12 protein-coding genes are annotated in these 18,183 nt (G+C 42.2%); 3 read left to right on the top strand and 9 right to left on the bottom strand.

Annotated elements, in window-relative coordinates; translation table 11 throughout:
• Positions 1 to 369: 369 nt before the first annotated feature.
• Both BJP37_RS20545 and BJP37_RS20540 read right to left on the bottom strand, forming a co-directional pair.
• Complete coding sequence (locus BJP37_RS20545) at positions 370 to 1,413, bottom strand: glycosyltransferase family 2 protein (protein ID WP_229415390.1); 1,044 nt, start codon at positions 1,411 to 1,413, stop codon at positions 370 to 372.
• A gap of 353 nt (positions 1,414 to 1,766) precedes the next feature.
• On the bottom strand, positions 1,767 to 3,494 hold the full coding sequence (locus tag BJP37_RS20540; protein ID WP_075901542.1) for a cellulose-binding protein: 1,728 nt from the start codon (positions 3,492 to 3,494) through the stop codon (positions 1,767 to 1,769).
• Positions 3,495 to 3,936: 442 nt separating this feature from the next.
• On the opposite strand from BJP37_RS20540, the gene BJP37_RS20535 reads away from it, so the two are divergent.
• Positions 3,937 to 5,604 carry an alkaline phosphatase family protein gene (locus tag BJP37_RS20535; protein WP_075906314.1) on the top strand — a complete coding sequence of 556 codons (1,668 nt, stop codon included), beginning with the start codon at positions 3,937 to 3,939 and terminating at the stop codon, positions 5,602 to 5,604.
• A gap of 155 nt (positions 5,605 to 5,759) precedes the next feature.
• Here the strand turns inward: BJP37_RS20535 and BJP37_RS20530 are convergent, their stop codons facing one another.
• The 6 genes from BJP37_RS20530 to BJP37_RS20505 all read right to left on the bottom strand — a co-directional run bounded on the left by BJP37_RS20530 (position 5,760) and on the right by BJP37_RS20505 (position 14,050).
• On the bottom strand, positions 5,760 to 6,902 hold the full coding sequence (locus BJP37_RS20530) for a glycosyltransferase family 4 protein (protein ID WP_229415389.1): 1,143 nt from the start codon (positions 6,900 to 6,902) through the stop codon (positions 5,760 to 5,762).
• A 178-nt stretch (positions 6,903 to 7,080) separates the two neighbouring features.
• Positions 7,081 to 8,112 carry a GNAT family N-acetyltransferase gene (locus tag BJP37_RS20525; RefSeq protein WP_075901538.1) on the bottom strand — a complete coding sequence of 344 codons (1,032 nt, stop codon included), beginning with the start codon at positions 8,110 to 8,112 and terminating at the stop codon, positions 7,081 to 7,083.
• A 284-nt stretch (positions 8,113 to 8,396) separates the two neighbouring features.
• Positions 8,397 to 9,539: a dTDP-4-amino-4,6-dideoxygalactose transaminase gene (rffA, locus tag BJP37_RS20520; RefSeq protein WP_075901536.1), complete on the bottom strand. Its 1,143-nt coding sequence runs from the start codon at positions 9,537 to 9,539 to the stop codon at positions 8,397 to 8,399.
• 133 nt (positions 9,540 to 9,672) lie between these two features.
• Complete coding sequence (locus BJP37_RS20515) at positions 9,673 to 10,860, bottom strand: glycosyltransferase (RefSeq protein WP_075901534.1); 1,188 nt, start codon at positions 10,858 to 10,860, stop codon at positions 9,673 to 9,675.
• A gap of 755 nt (positions 10,861 to 11,615) precedes the next feature.
• Positions 11,616 to 12,239 (bottom strand): hypothetical protein, encoded by a 624-nt coding sequence (locus tag BJP37_RS20510; protein WP_075901532.1) that lies wholly within the window; start codon positions 12,237 to 12,239, stop codon positions 11,616 to 11,618.
• 371 nt (positions 12,240 to 12,610) lie between these two features.
• Entirely contained in the window at positions 12,611 to 14,050 is a 1,440-nt protein-coding gene (locus tag BJP37_RS20505) for a NupC/NupG family nucleoside CNT transporter (protein WP_075901530.1), read from the bottom strand.
• Between the two features lie 221 nt (positions 14,051 to 14,271).
• On the opposite strand from BJP37_RS20505, the gene BJP37_RS20500 reads away from it, so the two are divergent.
• Entirely contained in the window at positions 14,272 to 14,532 is a 261-nt protein-coding gene (locus tag BJP37_RS20500) for a hypothetical protein (protein WP_075901528.1), read from the top strand.
• 107 nt (positions 14,533 to 14,639) lie between these two features.
• Entirely contained in the window at positions 14,640 to 16,622 is a 1,983-nt protein-coding gene (locus BJP37_RS20495) for an ABC transporter ATP-binding protein (RefSeq protein ID WP_075901526.1), read from the top strand.
• Between the two features lie 173 nt (positions 16,623 to 16,795).
• Here the strand turns inward: BJP37_RS20495 and aroF are convergent, their stop codons facing one another.
• Positions 16,796 to 17,656: a 3-deoxy-7-phosphoheptulonate synthase gene (gene aroF / locus BJP37_RS20490; RefSeq protein ID WP_075901524.1), complete on the bottom strand. Its 861-nt coding sequence runs from the start codon at positions 17,654 to 17,656 to the stop codon at positions 16,796 to 16,798.
• Positions 17,657 to 18,183 lie beyond the last annotated feature (527 nt).

Raw genomic sequence — 18,183 nt, 5'->3', positions numbered from 1 at the left:
GGGAATCGGGAATCGGGAATCGGGAATCGGGAATCGGGAATCGGGAATCGGGAATAGGGAATCGGGAATCGGGAATAGGGAAGATTGAAAAAATCCTGTTTATCTCATACTTATGAAAAACCCTGTATATTACATCCACTAAATACTCGTTATTTTTGTCAATTTAACCAGTTATAAATTATAGAAAATTCGCTAAACTTATATAGATTAAATAAAAAAATAAAAAATTAAATAACTATCAAATTTATAGAGGTTTTAAAATCTCATCATATCTGTTTTATAATGTTCCCGATTCCCGATTCCCGATTCCCGATTCCCTGTTCCCTTTTTCTATCAATCCTTTGTTCACAACTCAAATACAAACGCTATCTAACTGTTACTATTAAGTACAGTTTTGTACTCAACCAAGTTACTACGCTGTCCTAGCAATCGATTTAGGTGAAATTGAATCTGACCTTGGACTTGAGGAAACTTGCCGATCATGCAAGAGAGACTATAAAGTAAAGCATCTTTTGAGCTCAAACCTGTTTGGGACTTATGACGATAGATCCGGTAACTGATCAGAGGATAACCAAGCAACAGCAATAAGCTCAAGCCATGGGTGAGCCATGCGATCGCAAATACTAACAGGGGTAAGAGTAATCCCCAGAACCAAATGCTCCGGCTTTCTTTGACCCAATGGCGTTCTGGAGTGTGACCGTGTAACCAGGCTCCCTCAGCGTAAGCATGACCTGCTCTTAAGAACCGCTTCCAGCACTGACTAAAACGAGTCATTTGGGCATCATGCCAAGTCATTTCAGCATCTAGGCGAAAAATCTTCCAACCCCTTTGGCGCAGGCGCAGGCACAGTTCCGGTTCTTCACCAGCAATTAGGGTAGGATTAAACCCTCCGACTTGTTCAAAAGCTTCTGTACGCATCATGGCATCACCACCACAGGCGGAAGCTTCACCCACTGGTGTATCCCACTCCATGTCGCACAATCGGTTATATATAGATTTTTCAGGGAAGCGTTCTCGTCGGCGACCACAGACTACAGCGACATTAGGGTTGGCTTCCAGTTCCCCTTGAGCATAGTCGAGCCATCCCCCTACTACCTCACAATCCCCATCCACGAATTGGACAAACTTAAGATTTGGCTCTAAATGTTTGAGATAGATATATCCCGCATTCCTAGCACGAGCTGCAGTAAACGGTTTAGATAGGTCGAGTCCAATCACCTCTACCCCTAAAGAATGAGCGATTTCCACACTGTTATCTGTGGAGCCAGAATCGACATAAACCACACGAGCGGCGTTCTTAATCACAGACAGTAGACACTGACGTAGGCGTTCACCTTCATTGCGTCCAATCACAACTAATCCAATTTGCTTCACACCTTGGGGTTTGTATTCTACAGCTGAGAGATTGTTCATCGTTTAACTGCTTTGAGAATTTAGCTCTTTTCTTGGACGAGGCAAAGAATTGAAACGTAGAGGTAGCACTGAAACGCTGTTTCCCTGTAAGCATATGCGCTACGCGCACGCGTGCGCGTTCAGCCGTCAGCCGTCAGCCGTCAGCTTATTTTATTCAAAAACACCGATTGCGCTACGCGCACGCTGCGCGAACAGTAGTGTGGCCATAAGTTTTTAGCTGATAGCTGATACGCGACACGCTGATAGCTGAATGCTTATGTTTCCCTAACGCTATCGTTGTTGGTGAAAGATTTTAGCCAGATTAAACTGTAGCAGATTCACCCTTGTACAGCTTTCTAGGGAAGTTTACAGAATCAGGAATTTTGATCGATAAAGTCTATGAGAGCATCATACTTGGGTGAACTCTTTTGGTATACATGTTCTAAAGCACCCCAGCTCCCCCATTTAGTCGGCTTCTTGATATCAGAAAAGTGCATAAATAAGCCACCGCCCTGATTCTTCCATTCATTCAGGAGTTGTGTATAAATTTTGTACATTTCTGGATGTCTATTAAGCTCAATGAAAAACTCAGTTAGTTTTTGATTATCGGACTTGACAAGATGTTGACCACCTTCGTAAACCACTAACTGTAGTTTTCTCTTAGCTGCTACTTTTTGATGATAGTTAAAAATTTGATCAATATCACTTAAACTCTCATAGTCTTCTTCTGTGGGAAGTAAACCCCCGGATTTGATCTGCTTAAACGCTTTTGACACTCCGCCATCGGGTTCATTCAACCAAGATTCTATGGTGCTTTCGTTTTCTTCCGCGTTTAAGCTGCCATTAAAATATCCCGCGATCGCAAAAGCATCAATACTATGTTGATAACAAGGAGTATTACCCTCTGCTACCCACAAAGGACAATCCAAAGCAGCATTTTCCAAACCAAGCCATACGGTATGGGTAGCCATAACAGACACAACGTTATTGCTGTCACTACCAAATACCTTTTTCCAAATATCAGACATTTGAGCAGTACGCATGCCATACCATTGCATGTATGCATCTCCTTTATCCTTGCCCCACCTAGCTTGACCTTGAGCTAAGGCATAGTTAGCTTGTTGGAATTGCCAATTCCACACTTCATTAGACAGTTCCACATAAACCCTTAGATTTGGATCTAAGGTATCTTTAACTATTTGGGAAAAATTAGTTATATACTCATCTGTAGCTTGATGGGGCATATTAAACCATGGATCAGCACCAATTCGATTGGCCAGTTTAACCATGATTTCTACAGGTACACCTTTACCGTAAGCGTAGGAGGCATCATCTACTTTTGGTCTATTTGCCCATTCCCCTTGCTTAGAATGATTGGTTTCCATCCAGTCCATAAAACGGATGGCTTTAAATTTTTTAATTTTATTGATGAATTCAGGATTAAATAGTTCAGACTCGTAAGTATCTTCATACTTAGCTTGAACAACACGAATGTTGCGAATATAATTCCCTGTTTGATTAGGATCCGTAGAGGTAATTATTAAATAGATACTAGCCCCAGATGGAGTGACATTAATTACATCTCTTCCTGGCCTTGACGCTACCTCATCTTTGGTAGCATCAAACTTGTATTCTATAGTGCCTTCTCCATCGTATAAAACCACATACTTTCCAGCTGGATAATTTTTCATCCCTGTAAAAAGTAGTGTAGCCACACGAGTATATTCAGGAGAAGCTTCTGGAGCAGGTAAAGACTTAACCCAGCCGTGTTCGTCTAAATCGAGTTTATCGTATTCCTCAGTATCCCATGAACCACTACAGCCTGTTTCTCCAGAGACACATTGAGTAATCCATGGTCTCGAAGATTTGAAGGCATCTAAGAAAGGAAGTTCAGTTGACCAATCAGCAATTCCATTCAGGTTAGTTCCTAAGTTACTAGTTTTATCCAGAGAGTTTTGAACCGTTGATTTACTTAAAACACTATTAAATTTTTGATAAAATTGTTCAGGATATGTTGGATTAAGCGCAATGAATAAAGTTATACAAAAACTAAAAAAAAATAATGTAATTATTTGGATTTTTTTAAAAAATCTACTGTACACTAATTTTAACTATCAGGGCTAGCAAAACTGACTTTATAATTGGAAGTTATTGGTAAGCTGACTTCACTCAAGTAGCGTTCGTGGCACAGGCTTATAGCCTGTGACGCACGCGCATTAGCTGACTGCTTACATGGCTGGTAATTATCACCACTAATATATACTTAATAAAAAACAGCTATCCGGATTTTTGCTCTAGAGATTTTTATCAAAAGCTTACGCTATATATGAATTTCAGTTAATCTTGTTATAAAGTTATAATAACGAGAAGGATTTTTATAAATCCATAGGTAAAGATCAAAGCAGGGGTATAACGGTAAACTTAGCTGTTGTATAACATAGACCAAATCGAGTTTAATGTCACTCTAAGACTTGCCAAGATTCACGAATGCCCCTGGTTAAGTTGCAGGTTGCATCTCCAGTATTAACATTTACTTTCAGAGAAATGAACAAGCCCGTTATTGCCATTGGACTGGATGCAGCTGAGCCCTCTGTCCTTGAGAAATGGATGTCTCAGGGACATCTCCAGACTATGCGTCGTCTGCGCGACCAGGGAACCTATGGACGCCTAAAAAACTTTGAAGCGTTTAGTGCAGAAACCCCTTGGACAACATTTTTGACTGGCTGCTCGCCTCACACAACTGGGTACTGGTCTCCCTTGGGATTTCGAGAAGGTAGCTATGAGTGCTACACCAAGGCCGCCTATGACTATAGTGAGTATCCTCCATTTTATGCCCTGGGTGAAGATTATCGAGTGGCAGTTTTTGACATGCCTCAAACTCGGCTTTCTGAGAAGGTAAATGGTCCGCAGGTTTTAGCTTGGGGAGCCCATTCTCCTCAAGTAGCTAGTGGGTCTTTACCGACTTCACTGTTTCAAGAACTGGTTGACAAACATGGAGAACATCCAGGACTCCATAAAGACTATGCAGTGTGTCTTGATTTAAAAGGAACACTTCGACTTCGGAAAGTTCTTGAGACAGGGATCTCCCGTCGCGCTACTATTTGTCAAGATCTCTTGCAACGAGGTTCTTGGGACTTGTTTTTAACAGTGTTTGGCGAAGCCCATGCACTGGGTCACAATTTCTGGCAGTTGAGTCAACCGGAGCATCCTCTGTATGAGCATTTTAGTTCCCGTGTTTCAGGTGATCCAATGCTCGAAGGCTTTCAAGCCATTGATCGGGCAATCGGCAAGATTTTAGCCAAAGCACCAAAGGATGCTCATGTCGTCATTTTCTCCGCTCATGGCATGGGTCCTAACACCATGGATACCCCCAGCACGACCTTCCTGCCTGAGTTTCTATATCGCCTGAGTTTCCCTGGCAAATTTGGCCTGGCTAATGGTACTGAGTTGGGAACACCCCCTGAACCGATAATTACCAAAATGAAATGGAACTATTGGGAGCGGCATCTGTGGGGTACCAAGTACGATCCTAATCCCATTAAAAGGTTTTTGAGACGAGAAACTCCCACCAAGCTTTTCAAACTAATCGAGCCATGGTTAGATTCTTCTCAAGAACCCGATCTAATCTCGCCATTCAGGCTAGCTAAGCAAACCGATGTAGTACCTTTCCAACCAGCCGCTTGGTATGCACCGGTCTGGCACAAGATGAAAGCGTTTGCCCTACCAAGCTTTTCAGAAGGATATATCCGCATCAATCTTCAGGGACGAGAACCCCAAGGATTGGTACCGGAATCCGAGTATGATGCCTTCTGTGATGAACTGATCCAAAAGCTTTACGCTCTTAAAGATGCCCGAAAAGGTGTACCGATGGTCAAGGATATCATCAGGACACGGAAGTCGCCCACTGAGCGAAATTGTAAGCTGTCTGATGCCGACTTGGTACTTGTCTGGCAAGATGAGTATGCCACAGATGTGGTGGAAAGTCCTGATGTTGGACGTATTGGTCCTGTACCCCATTATCGTTCTGGCAGCCATCGCCCTGAGGGATTTATCATCGCCGCAGGTCCAGATATTGCGTCCGGTGTTGATTTCGGAGGCGGTCATGCTCTTGATCTTCCCCCCACAATTTTGGAATTGATGGGTGCACCAATTCCTGAATACTTTGAAGGTAAGCCACTACCATTGCTAGCAAAAGAGCTTGTCAACGGTTAATATGCTTACTGCCTTAGAGTGTGGTCAGAAACATTGCCCTCATAGTTAAGTCTTTGTAAATTAGAAATGAGGGATAAGGTAAAGAGGGGATGAGGAGATTTTTACTCCTCTTTCCCCTCTTCATTTTATTCCAAATCTCACAAATCCGACAGGAATCAATTGAACATGCTTATCATCACACGATGTATACGTTCTGCCCATGTATCCCAATTGAGAGACTGATCGTATTCCTCTCTAGAAGACTTGACTAATTGTTCATAGACTGCCCGATCACCAAAGTTATTTGCTATCACACTAGCATACTGATCACTTGAGGCAGATAACGGTAACATATAACCATTTTTCCCATCTTTAATAATTGTCGGAATTCCTCCGACATCAGTTGTGATTACAGGGAGACCAAATGCATTAGCCTCACAAATCACAATTGGTGAACAATCAGCACGGGTGGGAAACATCAAAAAATGGGATTGCAAAAATAATTGATTAAGTTCCTCTCGTTGCTTAGGATTATTTTTATTCAAAAAAGGAATGACCTTTAGCCGCTCATGCTTAATGTCATCCGGTGGCACACAACCAAGCATAACTAGCTCAGCGTCAATTCCCATGTTCAGCAGAGACATCAGAGTTTCAAAGGCAATATTTCCACCTTTTCTCTGCCAATCTTTACCAATAAACAATAAACGGCAACGGGAAGCATTACACTTGGAAAATAGTTGATATACTGACGGGATATCATCTAAATTTGCTCCAAAGGGAATTACTTCAACTTTCTCTGGATCTGCCTGATAGTCGCTAATGGCAGATTTTGCAGCCCATTCTGAAGAATAAACTAGTTTATGAGATTTTGATAATACAGCAAATTCATGTTTTTCTCCTAGTTCAAATTCTTCTATATTTCGATAAATTTGATAGTAGTCATTGTTGATTAGCTTCGGAGTAGCATCGGATAAAAAAATAATAGGAATACTAGTGTCAATTAAACTTAATTCTCCTGATGCAACGGGGGCAAAAAGTAAATCACATGGTGTTTCCTTTAACTGTCTTTGAACGTTAATTATGAATCGATTGAGCTGTTCATTGTGATCAGAAGACTTTAAACCTAAAAATGAATCGATTAATTGGATAGGCTTGACTAGCTTATGCCAATAGGATACTTTTCTGGGATTGCCGAGATTAATCAACTTAAGGTCTCTTGATGCCAGAGACCTATGCATATAATAAAGGGTGCCAGAAAAAGTATTTTTATCTAAATAATTCTGAGAAGAGAAAAAACCAACTTTCAAGGGCTGCATCATCGGTTTTACAAAGGTTGAATCTTGCTATCAAACGTACCGCTTAAATTATAGCTCACTATTAGTTTATGATTTGATGTTGCACCATGACTATTATTCAAATAATTGATAATTTATTGATTTACCAGGATTTAGCTGGTTAATGTCATGGTTTTTAGATATAAAAAATAAACCCTTTGGCCTAGTTAGCTCTAGGGTAATACGGCATTAGGATTTTCTTTAAAGGTTTTAGGGGTTTGACCATGCGCCTCAACTTATGATCAACATAGATCATATAACAGTCAAGAGGCTCGGCTCCAAAACTTTTCTTAAATGCTATAACTCCTGGCAATCCACCACTAGGATTAAAATCAAACCAAGAATATCCTTGTTCACAAGAATCTTTGACAATTTCATACATAACTAAGTTAACTGGTCTTAGATTCAAGTATTTTTCTAAAGATGAGCCATGCCAATACACCACATGTTTCTTGGCGTAGAAGCATAGTGCTCCGCTAATAATTTGGTCTTGATAGTGGGCTAGCCAAAGCTTAACGTTAGGTGAATTACGTTTAAAAATTGTTTTAAAAAGTTCCCAACTATAGCTACCAAGACTATTATCTCCCCATCGTCGTAATGAATCTTGATAAACTTGATAATATTCCCACCATTGATCTAGGGTAGATGCTGTAGTTACTGAAACTCCTTCCTTGATAGCTTTTCGGACTTTTCGAGCCATAGAATTACCGCCCTTTTTCCAAGTTTTGGAAATTGTCTCAAAACCCACGTCTAAGTTAATGGCGTGAGTTGTATCCTCCTCTTGTTCACTGACACAACTTAGGGCTACAGCTTGACTAGCTAGTTCATTGTAAGGATTTACTCGCCAACTTAATTTACCCCAAAAATTTGTATCTAGAAATTTAACGATTAAAATGGCATGGTCAATGGTAAGTTCGTCTGCGGAAATCCATCCTCCAAAGGTTCCGTCTGGTGAGGATGAGTATTTCTTGATAAATTTCGGATTTCCAAGTTTATAAGAAAGGGGGATTAAAGCTCTTTTTTGATCTGAGAATACGATCATTTGAGGGTTTGGGCGAAATTCTCCTTGAGTATAGGTATTCCAGATTTCGGCCCATTCTCTTGAATGAAAATAAGTTGAATAATTGCATTCTTGCCAAATTTTATCCCATTCTTCAGCATTAGCGAGATAGCTTTTAGTAATTGATAGGCTCATTGACTACTCCTATAATTATTTTTTGTGACCCTAAGTATTATAAATTTCCTAGTGAATTGCTTGATTAATCTTGACCAAAGGTAAGACAAAGTAAGCGTTCGCGTAGCGAACGCTTGAGTATTGGATTTATCGATTTAGATAGCTGCCTTGATATTCGCCTATCTATTTATTTCAGGACTTAGGCAGGAAGTATACTTGTAGGGTCTCACTCTGGACCCTACTATTTATAGTGTTTGTTACCGAGTTTTACCTCAGTTATGTATGTCTTAGAGTTCTGCTAGAGTTCAGAAAAATTTCTTGATTGATGCCACAACCCTTGCTTGGTCAGCCTCAGTCATATCGTTGTAAAAGGGCAGACGAAGTAAGCGATCGCTTACATCCTCAGTCACCAAGCAGTCTCCTTCTTTGCCCCCAAACTCTCGTCCCATATCAGACAAGTGCAATGGCAGATAGTGAAAAACGCTGTAGATGCCTTGAGCTTTCAAGTGAGCAATCAAGGCTTGGCGCTTCTCTAGGGACGGTAAGAGTATGTAGAACATATGGTATGCCTGGTCACAGTACTCTGGCACAATTGGCAAGCGGATACCGTACTCCGGTGCCCAATCCTTGAGATTTTCGTAGTAGTACTCCCAAATTTGCTGTCGCTTGCTCTGAATCTGTTGGCGACTTTTTAGTTGAGCATACAAGAAAGCTGCGAGTATGCCTGAGGGGAGATAACTTGAACCAATATCTACCCAGGTGTACTTATCAATTTGACCGCGATAGAAGCGAGTGCGATTAGTTCCTTTCTCGCGGATAATCTCAGCACGTTCGATATACTGGGGGTCGTTGATCAAGAGTGCGCCACCTTCTCCACAAGTAAAGTTTTTAGTCTCGTGAAAACTCTGGGTAGCTAGACAACCAAATGTACCTAGATACTTGCCTTTGTACTTAGCAAATAGTCCATGAGCATTGTCCTCAACAACTGGTATACCATAGCGCCCAGCAATCTCCAAAATAGTATCCATCTCGCACGCGACACCGGCGTAATGTACAGGGACAATGGCTTTGGTGCGGGGGGTAATCAGTGATTCTAATTTCTCTTCGTTTAAATTGAGGGTATCCGGGCGGATGTCGATAAAAACAGGTTGAGCACCTCGTAAGACGAAGGCATTAATGGTAGAGACAAAGGTGAAGGAGGGAACAATGACTTCATCCCCTGGTTGGATATTTAATAGTACTGCCGCCATTTCCAGAGCATGGGTGCAGGAAGTGGTTAGCAGAACCTTCGGCACTGACAATATTTCTTCGAGTAGAGCATGACATTGTTTGGTAATAGCACCATCACCGGAAAGATCCATGTTCTTGATGGTCTGTTGGATATACTCAAATTCTGTTCCAACAGTAACAGGGCGATTAAAAGGTATTTTTGACAAAGTAACTTCCATTTTTAGTTAGTAATGATTAGTTTATACTTGGTATTAATCCGAACAATTTTTAAAATGCACCTTAAATCCTATAGATTAGGAATTCTTTATCTGGCTTATTCTTTTTAGTCATCATAATTATTATGAAAAATTATTAGGGAGATGTTGAGTTGTAGCGCCCTGAACTTAAGCGATGATCAATTAACCACTGTTCATTTTCTGGTGAGTCATGTAGCCATCGCTGAATTAGGTCAGCAAATTTTACTGGAAGCTGCAAACTCTTCCAGGTTTCGTAAGAGGCTATAGACAGATTATGGTAAAGATCTGAATCTGAAAGCAGCTTTTGAATAGATTCTGCTAAAGCAACAGAGTTGCCAGCTTCGAAAATTTTCGCACTGATGCCATCTTTTAGTTTATTGATAAACATCGGGTGATCTGAAGCAATGATTGGAGTTCGAGCGCAAAGGGCATGAGTAATTGCCAGTGGGAAACCCTCTGGAAATTCGTGGCGACTAGGAACTAATACCAGATCAGATTCTCTCATCAGAGGAACTACGGTCTTATTTGGTACTATTCCGAGAAACTCTACACAGTCTTCGATTTGTAGCTGCTTAGCTTTATTGACAAAGAAACCTGTTTTATCGTTACCAGCTATCTTCAATTTGATTGGAAACTTATTAGCTTTTAATTTAGCGATAGATTCTAATATATCGCCAACCCCTTTAGCTTCAATCATTGACCCAATGTAAAACAGTTGCCAGGGCTTAGCCTGTGCTGGTAGAGTTTTTGGTGACAAGGATTCTGGGGTTTCAGTAACAATAAAAGTCCAAGGAATTATCTTGTCAGATTGGACTCCTATCTCCTGGAGTACTCGGGAGGAATCAATCCCATAACTACCAATCCATTGGATTCGATCATTATTTAATAATTGGCTTAGTAAATAATTACGAAACTTGTTACGCACCTTTCTGGTGGGAATAGATTCAGCAAATAGGGCTAGGGTTGGAACAGTATTGTTAATTGCCCAACGAAAAACGTCCCGAATGGGTGTGCGAACAACTAAATGAGTGGGATGGTAATCTTCAATCAATTGGATTAACTTTTTAACGTTAATCTTTCCATCAAACCCTGCACCAATAGCACGAACTCCTTTTTCCAGTAGCTGATTGTAGGGTTTTTCGGTCATACAACAGAGAGTTGCAACTTCCCCAATTTGTTTGCCAATTTCAGCTACCGCATCTACAGAATATTTCTGAGCATAGTATGTTTCAGGTCCACCGTTAGCTAAGCGTTCAAAGGCTTCACGGTAATCTCCAGCATACTGAATTATCAATAAGCGCATGAAATTAATTAAATTATTTTAAACATTTTTAATTGAAAATATTTGATATTACTTTGTATTAAAAATCCCGATTAATTATGGAATAATTAGCTTATCAAATATCTATTATAAATCTTTACTATAATCAAGGCTTAATTTTAATTAAATATAATAGCTACTAATAGAGTACCGAAAATATAAACTATTCAATAAAAAACCTGAAGATTATTTAAAGCTCAAATCACCTATTAATTACCTAGAAAAAGATAAAAAAAAAATCTAGATAGCATCAGGGATAATTATCAATACAATATTAATTAAATAGATCCGGATTATTGATACTTTTTTGAAAAAGAAATAAAGTCACACTGACTCTGATGCTCTATACAGTAATTTTTGTTAAAGCTAGTTATAGGGTTTTATATGGATTGTAAACACACTTGTTGCAGAAATTGCCTGGCAGACAAGAGGAAAAAAGCAACCTAGGAAAGAGAGCCGGAGTTTTATTTGACAATAAAAAAAGACATATTATATTTACATATCATTTGGAAAACCTATCTTGATTAGTGGTTAGTTTATTTTTTTTAATAACTAATAAATCCTCAAGGAATAACCCCTTCTAAGGAGGTAATTAATCCGATGTTACTTGAAGTGAGCAGCACAGAAAACTGCCTATATTTGGTAAGTAAAGGCAGCTTTGGTGGAGAAAAAATAATGCACCATAGACGATGGACAATTACCAGCTTCCCTTAAGCGTAAGGAGCATGCCATTGACCTTAAAGAGGTTTGAGAGTATTAGCCAAAAGTGCAATGGCATCTTTAACGTCTCCCTGAGCTGATTCTGTGGTGCAAATTAGCATCACCACCACATTTTTACCCAGCTGACGCGCCAAGATCACTCCACTGACTGGCTGAGTCTGACCACCTAGGGTTAAGCTACCTCTCCAAGGAAGAGACACCCCTCCTGGTACTGGCTGAAAATTACCGGTTTGAAATCCTTCACCCCGCCTAAACTGTTCAATAGCAATCTGTGCTAGGGAAGCGTTGCTTAATGGACGATCTGTCGCTCTTTGTTCTACAAGCACCGTGTAGGCTAAGTTACCATCGGGTGCTTCAATTAAGGGGAAACCACCTATGGTACTAACCTTATATCCTTCCAGTATACCCACCTGAAAGCGCTTTGTGAGATCTTTATAAGGTTCTTGATTAAGTCTTAAAGTATGGGCTGAGGTATCAGCAGTAGTGGGCGCTGCTAGGGCAGACAATTGAGCTTGAGCTGGTAATGATTGTATTGGTATAGTCAATTGCTCAGGTTTAGACCCTGGGGTGCGCCCCCCAATTATTAGTAATAGGGTAGTTAGCAGAGTTAGACCAATCAGCCAAAGTTGGTTACGTTTCATGGAATTATGCAGGAGAAATTATGAAATATCAATTACAATTTTTATCATTTCAGAATGTAGTGCGGGGTGCATCTCAGTTTTGCAATTAGGCAAAAATTCGGGAGAAAATTCCCACACTCCCCACACTCCCCACACTCCCCACACTCCCCACACTCCCCACACTCCCCACACTTCTGAGACTTGCGATCTTTTTTACAAATATGAGATGCACCCGTAGTGCGTTAGGGGCGGGCTCGCCCTAATTTTCCACTTCGTAGCCAGCGTTGGAATAGTTCGCCCCGTAACGCACCACCAAGTAGAATTGAGAATTTAGAATTGAGAATTCAGAATTTAGAATTTAGAATTTAGACTTCACATTTGCTGACTTCAGACTATTTTCCCAAAATTGCTGGGTTGCCGAAATCAAACACACCAGCAATACAGCCAGTCATGTATGTAGCTAAAGTTGCTGCCCAGAGAGCTTTCCAGCCAATGGCGCTAATGTCAGCACGACGTTCGGGAACCAGACTCGCTAAACCACCAACAAAAATGCCAAAGGATGCAATATGAGCAAAGCCACAGAGGACATAGCTGATAATCAAAATAGCGCGATCGCTAATTAATCCCTGGGCTGATAGCTGGGCTAACTTAAGATAGGAAGGAATCTCGGTTTGTAATAACCGTTGACCGATTAAGACAGAGGCTTGCCACAGTTCTTGCCAATTTAGGGAAACACCAGTCAGAAAGGTCAAGGGCAAAAATAGTACCCCAAAGATATTATCCAAGGTAATCACACTAAAGATATTACCGATTAGCTGTAGTAGGGGATTGTCACTAGCAGCTAAATTAGCCAAATAAGCAAAAAAAGTATTAACGAGTGCCACTAAGCCTAGGATTGCAATGACTACAGCGGCAATTCCCACAGCCATCCTCACTCCATCCCATGCTCCCACAATTAAACTATCGATGGGGCTAGGTTTTTTCTGATTCGGGTCTTCTTCCTCTGTTGGTACCTTCCCTAAGGTTTTGGGCACATCGGTTTCTGGCACAATCAGTTTCGCCATCACGAAGCAGGCGGGAATAGTTAGGATAGAAGCGGACATCAAGTGACCAGTAATGGTGGGGAAAGTCGGTCGCAAGAAACTGGTATAGAGAGCCAATACTGTTGAAGCAATCGAACCAAAGCAGCAAGTAAGGATAGCACACAGTTCGCTGCGGGTCATATCGGCTAAGAATGGCTTGACTGCGATCGCTGATTCAATCCCTACAAAAATATTCGCTGCTCCTGATAGGGATTCAGCACCACTAATACTCATAGTTGCCCGGAATAGTCTGGCAAAGACCTGAACCACTGGCTGGATCACATGCAGTCTATACAACAGAGCAATCAAAGCGGAAAAGAAAACCACCTGGGGTAGGGAGCGGAAGGCAAAAATAAAGCCGAAATTCAGATTATCTGGAGTGAGGCGATCCCCTGGAACCGAAACGTAAGGAGTTCCCACTGCTCGGTAAATCCAGCGTCCCGCTGGACCAGGACCAACCATCAATTCTGGATCAGGAACAAAGGCAGAATTACCACCACCGAGCATAAACCTAGCTCCTGCTTCTGAAGCATCCAAGATAGCATTGAGAGCGTCATTCAAGCCGAGGATGAATTGGCGGGTGGGGGCAAACAGGAATATTAGCAGTCCCATGACCAGTTGTAAACCAATGCCGAAAATGATCACTTTCCAAGGAATTAGGCGGCGATGCTCAGAACTGAGCCAAGCAATGAAACATAGGGCAAAAATACCACAGAAGGAAATAACATTGAGATATAAGGGATGAGACATGGGCCCTTGTGTTTCCAATTAGGCAATTTAGCCATGAACTAGCACGATCAGATTCTATGGCAGAGTTACTGGGTCAAGCTAGCAGCTATATCAATATCCGATTCAGGGCAATTTCTAGATGGTACAACCCCTAAAATAGTCTCAGGGAAATCAAGAATCCCAAATTAACGTAACTATTGCTAACTATTACCCCCCGAGACCCCCAGAGGATTGCTATATATATGGATGCTTTTGCCCCCTTACCGCCTCAGTGGACCAAATCAGCCACCCATGCCTTGGAGTTCTGCTGTCCTAGTTGTCGAGCATCTGTTCTAGAAGCTGAGAAGGTTTGGATTAATCGCTCCTCACCAGTGATGGGTGAAGACCACCGCCGGAAGTGGCAAGAGTTTTATCAATGTAAGTGTGGCTATGTATGGTGGGCTTGGAGTAGCGATCGCCCACCCTCAGAATTTAGCAATCGAGACAATCCTCCTATAGTTTAACCGCCGATCGTCCTTCCCGTTCTTTGGGTTTTCGTGGTTCACTCAAACCACTCTCAATTTTATTTGCGCTACCATATTGTTCACCAAATTAACACCCCTAGGGTTAGATGACCAGCAGATCACCAGGTAAACAGGCAGCTCCAACAATGCGAACGCAAGAGAACGACTGGAGACTTTTCCTACGCCTAGTCCCCTACGCCCGTCGCAGCAAAGGCCCGCTATTGATTGCAATTACTTTATTGATACCCCTGTCCGTAGCAAGTGCCATTCAACCCTTAATTGTCGGTCAGGTAATCTCTTTAATTCGTCAAGAAGAGCGAACTTGGTCGTTCCTATTAGAGCGCTCCCTATCACAGAGCCTCAATATTCTGATCACTATACTACTATTAACCATACTAATCCGGTTAGTCTTTGTTGGGCTTCAGGGATTCGTGGTGGTGAAGATAGGTCAGAAAATCACTGCTGCTATCCGGGAAGACCTATTTGAGCACGTCACCTCCCTAGCGGTGCGATTTTTTGACCGCACACCAGTGGGGAAATTGATTACCAGGCTCACTAGCGATGTGGAAGCCCTAGGGGATGTCTTTTCCACCGGTGCCATTGGCATCGTGGGTGATTTACTATCCATGATAGTCATTGCTGCTACCATGTTTTTGGTGCAATGGCAACTGGCATCGATCTTAGTGGTAATGCTCTTGCCAGTGACTGCTATTATTATTTACTTCCAGAAACAATATCGCAAAGCTAACTACAAATCTAGGGAAGAACTTTCCTCCCTAAACGCTATGCTGCAAGAAAACATCTCTGGCATTAATATTGTGCAACTGTTTCGCCGTGAACAATACAATGCCGAGATGTTTCGCACGGTTAACCAAAAATACGTCACTGAAGTAGACAAAACCATATTTCACGATTCAGCGATTTCAGCAACCCTAGAGTGGATTTCCCTGGTAGCGATCGCAGCAGTGTTGTGGAGCGGTGGTCATTTTCTCCTCCAAGATCACCTGAGTTTTGGTGATTTGTCGGCCTTTATCCTCTATGCTCAGCGGCTATTTGACCCCTTGCGTCGGTTTTCCGAAAAATTCACTATGCTCCAAGCTGGTTTCACTGCCATTGAGCGCATCAGTGACATTATGAATGAAACCATTGAAATTCGTGACCCCGAAGGGTTGCAGGTCAGACAGTTGCAGGTGGCAGGTTCTCCAGAGCTTGAGGGAGGTCAACAAGACCGGAAACAATCTGGGGATTTACCGATAAAGCCTCCAAGCAGCTTGAATGGTGATCTAGCCCATCACTCTTCTAACTTATCCTTCGGCAATGGTTATACTGAACAACTCTCTAACCTTAAAGCTTCAACCCTAAACGGAGAGATTTGCTTTGAACACGTTTGGTTTGCTTACAAGCAAGATGAATATGTTCTCAAAGACTTGCACTTTACCATTCATCCAGGGGAAAAAGTTGCTTTAGTTGGTCCGACCGGTGCAGGTAAAAGTTCCATTATTCGGTTGCTCTGCCGCCTCTATGAACCAAGCCAAGGGCGAATTCTGGTAGATGGGATTGATATTCGGGATTTACCCCAGGCAGAACTACGACGCCAGATCGGAGTCATCCTTCAGGAGGGATTTCTTTTTGCTGGTGATGTTAAGAGTAATATTTCTTTAGGAGAAACCTACTCCATTGAGGCAATTAAAACCTCAGCGGAGGTGACAAACGTGGCTAGCTTTATCGAAAAACTGCCCCAAAGCTACGATACCCAGCTCAGAGAGCGAGGCACTAATCTGTCTGCTGGCCAAAAACAATTGTTAGCCTTTGCTCGTGCTGCAATTCGTAACCCCCAAATCTTGGTGCTGGATGAGGCAACAGCTAGTTTAGATGTGGCTACCGAGGCTCTGATTCAAGAAGCTTTGGAACGGCTGTTAGAACAGCGGACTGCAATTATTATTGCCCACCGGCTGTCCACTATCCGTAATGTAGACCGGATTCTGGTACTAAAGCGAGGACAGTTAATAGAGTCGGGAAGCCATGAGGAATTGTTAGGGCAAAACGGATTGTACGCTAGTCTATACAAGTTGCAGATGTTAGGAGATTGATGGGTAATCTAGCATTTTCATTTAATGTCAAACTAGGATTGATGGGAATAGGGAACAGGGAATAGGGAACAGGTAACAGTAGGAAAGAGCGATGCAGGGCTATAAGACCACGCTCAATCATTCCCTGTTGCCTTGTCCGAAGTTCCCTATTCCAGCTCAAGTAGCACTATAGATTAAGATGCAATCGCTAACTCCGGAAGAGTGACAGTGTCTGCGATCTGTCGTCCCACTGCTGCTGCTATCGGCTTTAAGCTATGAACCAAATCCACCATTGCTTCGATAGAAAGCGCCTGTCTAGCATCAGAAACAGATTTTTCTGGTTCCGGGTGACATTCAATAATCAGTCCATCTGCACCAGCTGCCACTGCAGCTTTTGCCAGAGGTGCCACTAATTCCCGCTTACCCACAGCATGGGAAGGGTCTACAATCACCGGCAAGTGAGTCAACTGCTTGAGTGCTACTACTGCTCCTAAATCTAAGATATTGCGGGTATAGTTATCAAAACTGCGAATACCTCGTTCACACAACACCACCTGAGAGTTTCCGTGACTGAGGATATATTCCGCTGCCATGACGAATTCCTCAACAGTAGCAGCTAGTCCCCGCTTTAGCAGTATCGGCAAGTCTTGCTTACCCAAGGCTTTGAGTAAGTCAAAGTTTTGCATATTGCGACTACCTACCTGAAGCAGATCAGCGTGGGTAGCAATCGATTCAATTTGCCCAATCGACATCACCTCGGTCACTACTGGGATTTGATGACGCCTGCGGATATCAGACAAAATTTCTAGTCCTGCTAGTCCTAGCCCTTGGAAAGAGTACGGGGAGGTGCGCGGTTTGAACGCACCTCCCCGCAACGCCTGTACCGGGGCAGCTTTGAGTTTAGTAGCCACTGTTTCCATCTGGGCGTGACTTTCGACGGTACATGGACCACCAATAATCACCAGTTCTGAGCCACCGAAGACAACTTGTTCTGAGAGTCTAACGATGGTTTGGTGATTGGGGTTAGTAGCTAGTGCTAATTTAGCGTTCAACATGGTTATGGACTCCTTAGTTACAGATGTTAGTTACAGATATGGACATAAAAAAAACCCGGTTCCTTGAGGGTTCCGGGTTGCTGTGAAAGGTTGGCACGACCATTACTACCCGGAACGATTTCTGGGCCAAAAAAAGTAAAAGCCGTAAACGCTGTAAAGGTAGGTGGTCATGTCTTGCTCCTGTCGCTGCTTTGCCTAAAAAAACAAAGGACCGCAGATTATATTGCTGCGGTCCACCGGGGGGTTCCATATGGAACTATCCTCACCTCCGGTGAACCTGCCTAAACCAAAAATAAAAGTAATAGCTGGGGCTGAACATGTCTCTTTGCGGCTAAGCCATGAAAAATTTGGCAATTTCTTTTTACTGGTACTACCCTAGCAAGGGTAATAGGGTGATGTCAATAGTTACTGGGAAATTAGGAAAATACTGAGCTACTACCTCTGGCTTCGATGCAGCCTAATCCCATATATGCTGCATCATGAATCTTACACAAACCTAGACATTCGGTCTGAAGTTCAATTCCTGC

This window comes from Moorena bouillonii PNG (genome assembly GCF_001942495.1).
GTDB lineage: Bacteria > Cyanobacteriota > Cyanobacteriia > Cyanobacteriales > Coleofasciculaceae > Moorena > Moorena bouillonii.
Note: the sequence above shows the minus strand (reverse complement) of the source record. Positions and strands in the feature narration are given on the sequence as shown.

Excerpts from the sequence above, each read along its gene's own strand:
- BJP37_RS20545 (WP_229415390.1), bottom strand. The coding sequence starts at position 1,413 with ATGAACAATCTCTCAGCTGTAGAATACAAACCCCAAGGTGTGAAGCAA.
- BJP37_RS20535 (WP_075906314.1), top strand. The coding sequence starts at position 3,937 with ATGAACAAGCCCGTTATTGCCATTGGACTGGATGCAGCTGAGCCCTCT.
- BJP37_RS20530 (WP_229415389.1), bottom strand. The coding sequence starts at position 6,902 with ATGATGCAGCCCTTGAAAGTTGGTTTTTTCTCTTCTCAGAATTATTTA.
- BJP37_RS20525 (WP_075901538.1), bottom strand. The coding sequence starts at position 8,112 with ATGAGCCTATCAATTACTAAAAGCTATCTCGCTAATGCTGAAGAATGG.
- rffA (WP_075901536.1), bottom strand. The coding sequence starts at position 9,539 with ATGGAAGTTACTTTGTCAAAAATACCTTTTAATCGCCCTGTTACTGTT.
- BJP37_RS20515 (WP_075901534.1), bottom strand. The coding sequence starts at position 10,860 with ATGCGCTTATTGATAATTCAGTATGCTGGAGATTACCGTGAAGCCTTT.
- BJP37_RS20510 (WP_075901532.1), bottom strand. The coding sequence starts at position 12,239 with ATGAAACGTAACCAACTTTGGCTGATTGGTCTAACTCTGCTAACTACC.
- BJP37_RS20505 (WP_075901530.1), bottom strand. The coding sequence starts at position 14,050 with ATGTCTCATCCCTTATATCTCAATGTTATTTCCTTCTGTGGTATTTTT.
- BJP37_RS20500 (WP_075901528.1), top strand. The coding sequence starts at position 14,272 with ATGGATGCTTTTGCCCCCTTACCGCCTCAGTGGACCAAATCAGCCACC.
- BJP37_RS20495 (WP_075901526.1), top strand. The coding sequence starts at position 14,640 with ATGACCAGCAGATCACCAGGTAAACAGGCAGCTCCAACAATGCGAACG.
- aroF (WP_075901524.1), bottom strand. The coding sequence starts at position 17,656 with ATGTTGAACGCTAAATTAGCACTAGCTACTAACCCCAATCACCAAACC.